The organism is Nitrosomonas sp. Is37 (assembly GCF_033063275.1).
Lineage (GTDB): Bacteria > Pseudomonadota > Gammaproteobacteria > Burkholderiales > Nitrosomonadaceae > Nitrosomonas.
In genome coordinates, this window is sequence record NZ_JAWJYP010000060.1 from 1 (window position 1) to 5057 (window position 5057).

Genomic DNA, 5057 nt, shown 5'->3' on the forward strand with positions numbered 1-5057 from the left:
AAACGCCTTTGCCCGCCTAAAACAGTACCGGGCAGTGGCTACGCGATATGACAAATTGAAAAGAAATTACGAAAGTAGATTGCCATGGCATGTGGATATCTGTGGCTACCTATGTGAAATGTCAACAGACCCTAGTCATTATCATGATTTTTTTTAGGTCCTAAACCTCTTGCATTTAATTCAGCCAAAGCTTGCTCAGTTTTTTTCAGATGACCAAGCCCCATGCCCTGCAATACATGGTCAGCTTTTGTATATTGAATATTGCTATAGGTAGTTATTTCTACTCGATTTCCCCAAGGATCAAGGAAATCAAGAAAAGGACCTTTTAAAAGTTTGACTCCCATCTGTTCAAGAATCTGCCTTACTAATTCCTTATTATCTACCGCTATTCCAATGTGTCGCTTTTGATCAGGCTGTCTATTATCATTCTTTGTAAAATTGATAAATTGATCCCCAAAATAAATAAAGGCTTGCATCTCATTTTTTTCATGAACTTCGAAATTCAAGAAGTTGCCATAAAATTTTAACGCTTCATCAATATTTCCAACTTCTAATGCCACATGATTTATGCCTACTGCGTTTGCTTTCATAGATTTGCCTCGTCATCAAAATATTTGTCAATATATCCCGAAGAGTATCATTTCGTACCCGTAATGAAAGCTGAGGTAGTGCCTCAATACTTCACGTCTACTCATATCATATCTTTATGGAATAAACGTGACAAATCTGACGATTATCAGCAAGTGTAATATTAATATAAACAGTTAGTTATAACATCTGTTAATCATTAATAATATTCATTAAATCAATCAGTTACTTACGTAACGTGACAAAAATTGCTATAATATAAAGTGATGAATAGTAATGCATTTTTAGACAGAAAAAGAGTGGGCGCTAAAGATTAAGCTTCAGCAATTGCAATCAAATAGAAATCACGATAAATCAATTATCAGATTAGAAATAATAATTCTTATCAAACAATAGAATGCTTACTGGCAACTTTTAGCGCTGATTCATATCATTGATCAATAGAGGGGAGTCACTTCAAAATATCTGAAAGAAATCTGTTTCATTTCTTAACTAGCACCCATAATAAAAGAATGAATGTCGTCGAACGACAGGGCAAGGAGTAGCCATTATGGACTTAGAAGCAGGGAAGTTAGATGCGCTAAAATTTCTAACAAAACAGTATATTGCAAATGTTTGGATATCTATCAGCATACATTTGGTTGCGCTCGGTTGGTTATTTTCTTCTGAACAAATACATATGCTTATAAAAGAAGAGCTTTTTATACAAATTGGCTTAACGTGTATCTTGTTAGTGCTTGAATGTCTTCGTTGGTTTGTAAACAGACCAATTTATCGTCGTATAAGATTTTTAGAAATGGATGTAGCAAAGAAAACCAGTACAGAGCTTGCTGATGCCTTCACCATCAAACCCTATAGGTTTATATGTAATGAGCTCTTGATTTGTTTGCTAACAATTTTTGCAATAACCTTTATATGGCTTTATCCATATTTATAAAACATAAGCGCTACGGTGTTGGGCTATTTATGTGTGATCCGATTGATTCGCGCATATCAGCTGTTTAGGTAGTGGTAGCAACTGCTACTTATCATTAGAACTGAATCCGCCAGTATGTCATTCCTCATTTACGTGTAGGCCGCATTCGCGTTTTTCGTCAGCTTTCGCTGGATCGAAATAATCCCATTCATTTGGTAAATTATGCTGCTTGAGATAGGTTTCCATATCGGCATCCGTCCAGTAGAAAACTGGGCTGACTTTGATGGTGTGATAAGTCTTATCCTCGGAGAGGATATCTAGTCTAGCGCGATTCGGATTTTGTACTTTGCGTAATGCAGTAAACCAAACTGTAGGCGCAAGCTCCTTCATACCATGTTGAAAAGGCTCTAATTTCATCATCGTACTGAACTTCTTCAGCTCGGCTTCATCGTCGATACTTGGAATTGGGCCATAAATTGCATCACGATGGGCTGCAGTTAGCTTGGGAAGATAAGTCTTAAGGTTAAGATTGAGGCTATCACGGAGCTGCTCAGCAAATTTGTAAGTTGCCGGTCGGTTGTAACCATGGTCTACCCAAAGTACTGGAATATCCGGTTGTACTTGAACGCAAAGATGAAGAATAACTGCCTCATAAGGGCGGAAGTTGGTTGACACAACAGCACGACCGTTTGCCCGTGCGATGGCCCAACGCACAATCTCTAATGCGGGTTTATTTCGTAACGCTACATTGTACTCTGCAATTTGATTATTCGTCATTTGAGGTTGATTCAGTTTGGCTAAAGTAAAAAAGTAAGCCGGTTTTAGAATGCAAATTACTAAATAATTCGTTATATTGTCAAACTTGACAGGTAAGCGATCAAAAATGGATTATTTCTAATTCAAGTATTGGACCTTGGTGATGCCAGCCTGAGAAGTTAAATTAAATCAATTCCGTTTAGTTTTCTTAATTAGTGACAAGCTATTAGTTATTTTCATACAAAATAATATACATATGATTTTATTTTTGAATGTCACACTACTGATGGTCATTGACGGGTAATAAGTAATAAAAGCTAAAGTTAATTTATAATTTTTTCAATACATTTTCAAATACTCGGTTATTTATTGTCGGGCGGTGTAAGCAAATAAAATTTTTAATATTCGTTTTGTCTATTAAGTTATAGTTATAATTGATTTCAATATACATTTAATAAATTGGAGCTAAGGAGGCACTTATGGCATTGCGCATTAATGATCAAGCACCTAATTTTCAGGCAGAAACCACACAAGGAAAGATTGATTTCCATGAATGGATTGGAGATCATTGGGTAGTATTATTTTCTCACCCAAAGGATTTCACACCTGTTTGTACAACAGAACTAGGGTATATGGCCAGTATTCAATCAGAATTTGACAAGCGTAATACTAAACTTATCGGGCTTAGTATTGATCCGCTTAATGATCACGAGAAATGGCTGAGAGACGTTGAAGATGTCGGTGGATCACCCGTTCGTTATCCTGTTATTGCAGACACTGATCTGCATGTAGCCAAACTCTATAATATGTTTCCTGCAGATGAAACAGGTTCAGCAGAAGGACGAACAGCGCTTACGAACGCGACCGTTCGTTCAGTATTTATCATTGGTCCCGATAAAAATATCAAGCTTATGATGACTTATCCTATGACTACTGGTCGTAACTTTAATGAAATCTTGCGGGTAATTGATTCAATGCAGTTAACCGCAAGGCACAAAGTCGCAACACCTGTGAATTGGCAACAAGGGGAAGATGTGATCATCGTTCCTTCGGTTAGCAATGAGGAAGCTAAGAAGGTTTATCCACAAGGTTGGGAAACAGTAAAGCCATACCTTCGCAAGGTAAAGCAACCATGATTTATTGATTGTCCCTGCAGTATCGCGATAAAACATTAAATACTAGTATTCTGGAATAAGAGTTCTTAATATTGTTTGATGTGGTAACGTGACAAATATGATGATTATTGACGGGTGTTAGCGAGCGCTGGTGAGTATTAAGTTAATTAAAACAGCTAGTTATAACACCTGTTAATCCGCAGATCCCAGATTCGAGTCCTACTCGGGAACTCATCTATGTGTAACTCGCTGTTCTATATTGATATTACCGAACTGTTCTGATGCGTGTGTCGGAGTGACCATCAAACTCTGACTCACGTTTCCAACCGGCATCTATTTTTCTTGTGCCTTACTAGACTGCTGATTTACTCAAATAATCGTTCTGTTCCTCTTCAAAAATAAAGTCAAATCTCTAAATACGAAACTCTCCGATTTAAGCAGAGGGTAGATTTGCATCGCGTAGGTGTATAAATTATTAGAGAAAAACTATTGTAGCCTTATGAGATTGTGTATTGCGCACTTTGCACGCAGTATTGTGCAATAAAAAAGGCGTCGATATAAAAGAATATTGCTTGGATACTTGTGGCTATAAATTTGCCAAGTTATTCAGATACAGGCATTTTCTTATCTCATCTACTTAATTCAGTGCTCCCCATATTGGTGTTTTTAGCATAAACGCACGTATGATTTTATTGTGTCCATAATAGAAACAATTAATTTCTTATTTTGGCACTTATTTTTTGTGTTCTAAGTCGATATTATTCATCCTAAGAAATTAATTTTACTATGATAAAAAAATTATTGCATTAAAAACAATAGCTTTATTATGAGTGATGATTAAAGTGATTGTTGCTGGGGATTAGATCAAAATCTTCTAATTAAAAGATAGATTGAGTAAAAAATGTTTCCTGTAAAGAACGTATTCTCAGCATGGTTATTCTTAAAATAAGACATGACAAAAATTTTTAAGCAAATAAAGGAAAAGGAGTGGAATTAAAGTTGTTTTATGGAGGTGCTATGATGAGAACCAATATTTTCTGGGTGGCTGTATTAGCTGTTGGTTTCTTATCCGGCTGTGCTCAAATGAGCCCGGTAGCGAGCACTCTGAATGCTGAAAAGCTTGGCGCGAATCAGCATTTCATAGACCCTAACAATCATGATGTTTTCGCAAAACATCATGAAGATGCTGCTAATGAAATGAAAGCAAAACTACAAGCACAGAAAGAGCTGCTTAAGGAATATGAAGAACACAATTACTATTATGGGCGAAAAGGGCAAGACCTTCAGTCGCATACCTTGGCTAATATCAGATATTTTGAAAATTCTATCAAAGAGAATCTGAAAGAAGCTGCAATTCACCGAAAAATGGCACGAGATCAAGAAAAACGAGATCTCGGTTTAATAACTGAATAGGTCGTAGACTCTCAATTGAATTAATAATTATTTTAAAAAATATTCAAACTCCAGAAGACCAGAAATCTAAATCCAGAAGACCAAAAATCTAAAAAAGCCGCGATATCAATTGCTGATACGCGGTTTTTTTTTGTATCTGCTTATACTATGTCTGATTAGTATTATTTGCTTACCTGTCTTTAACCTTACTAAAGCATTCTGCACTTAAATAGAGTCGATAAGGGATTCTCAAAGGATGAGATATAGTTGATGATCTTGCTATAAGGAGG

Annotated in this window: 5 protein-coding genes and 1 pseudogene; 4 read left to right on the top strand and 2 right to left on the bottom strand. The window is 36.2% G+C overall.

Annotation, left to right across the window (positions count from 1 at the left end; all coding sequences use genetic code 11):
* Window positions 1–117, top strand: a pseudogene (locus tag R2Q26_RS15125) (IS5/IS1182 family transposase); the annotation flags it as partial.
* Window positions 118–131: 14 nt separating this feature from the next.
* On the opposite strand, the gene R2Q26_RS15130 reads toward R2Q26_RS15125, so the two are convergent.
* Window positions 132–590: a VOC family protein gene (locus R2Q26_RS15130; protein ID WP_317537050.1), complete on the bottom strand. Its 459-nt coding sequence runs from the start codon at window positions 588–590 to the stop codon at window positions 132–134.
* Between the two features lie 548 nt (window positions 591–1138).
* On the opposite strand from R2Q26_RS15130, the gene R2Q26_RS15135 reads away from it, so the two are divergent.
* On the top strand, window positions 1139–1525 hold the full coding sequence (locus R2Q26_RS15135) for a hypothetical protein (protein ID WP_317537051.1): 387 nt from the start codon (window positions 1139–1141) through the stop codon (window positions 1523–1525).
* 117 nt (window positions 1526–1642) lie between these two features.
* Here R2Q26_RS15135 and R2Q26_RS15140 read toward each other — a convergent pair whose 3' ends face one another.
* Window positions 1643–2281: a phosphoadenosine phosphosulfate reductase family protein gene (locus R2Q26_RS15140; RefSeq protein ID WP_317537052.1), complete on the bottom strand. Its 639-nt coding sequence runs from the start codon at window positions 2279–2281 to the stop codon at window positions 1643–1645.
* A 458-nt stretch (window positions 2282–2739) separates the two neighbouring features.
* On the opposite strand from R2Q26_RS15140, the gene R2Q26_RS15145 reads away from it, so the two are divergent.
* Window positions 2740–3396 carry a peroxiredoxin gene (locus R2Q26_RS15145; RefSeq protein ID WP_317537053.1) on the top strand — a complete coding sequence of 219 codons (657 nt, stop codon included), beginning with the start codon at window positions 2740–2742 and terminating at the stop codon, window positions 3394–3396.
* A gap of 966 nt (window positions 3397–4362) precedes the next feature.
* A complete protein-coding gene (locus R2Q26_RS15150) occupies window positions 4363–4788 on the top strand; it encodes a hypothetical protein (protein ID WP_317537054.1) in 426 nt (141 codons plus the stop codon).
* Window positions 4789–5057 lie beyond the last annotated feature (269 nt).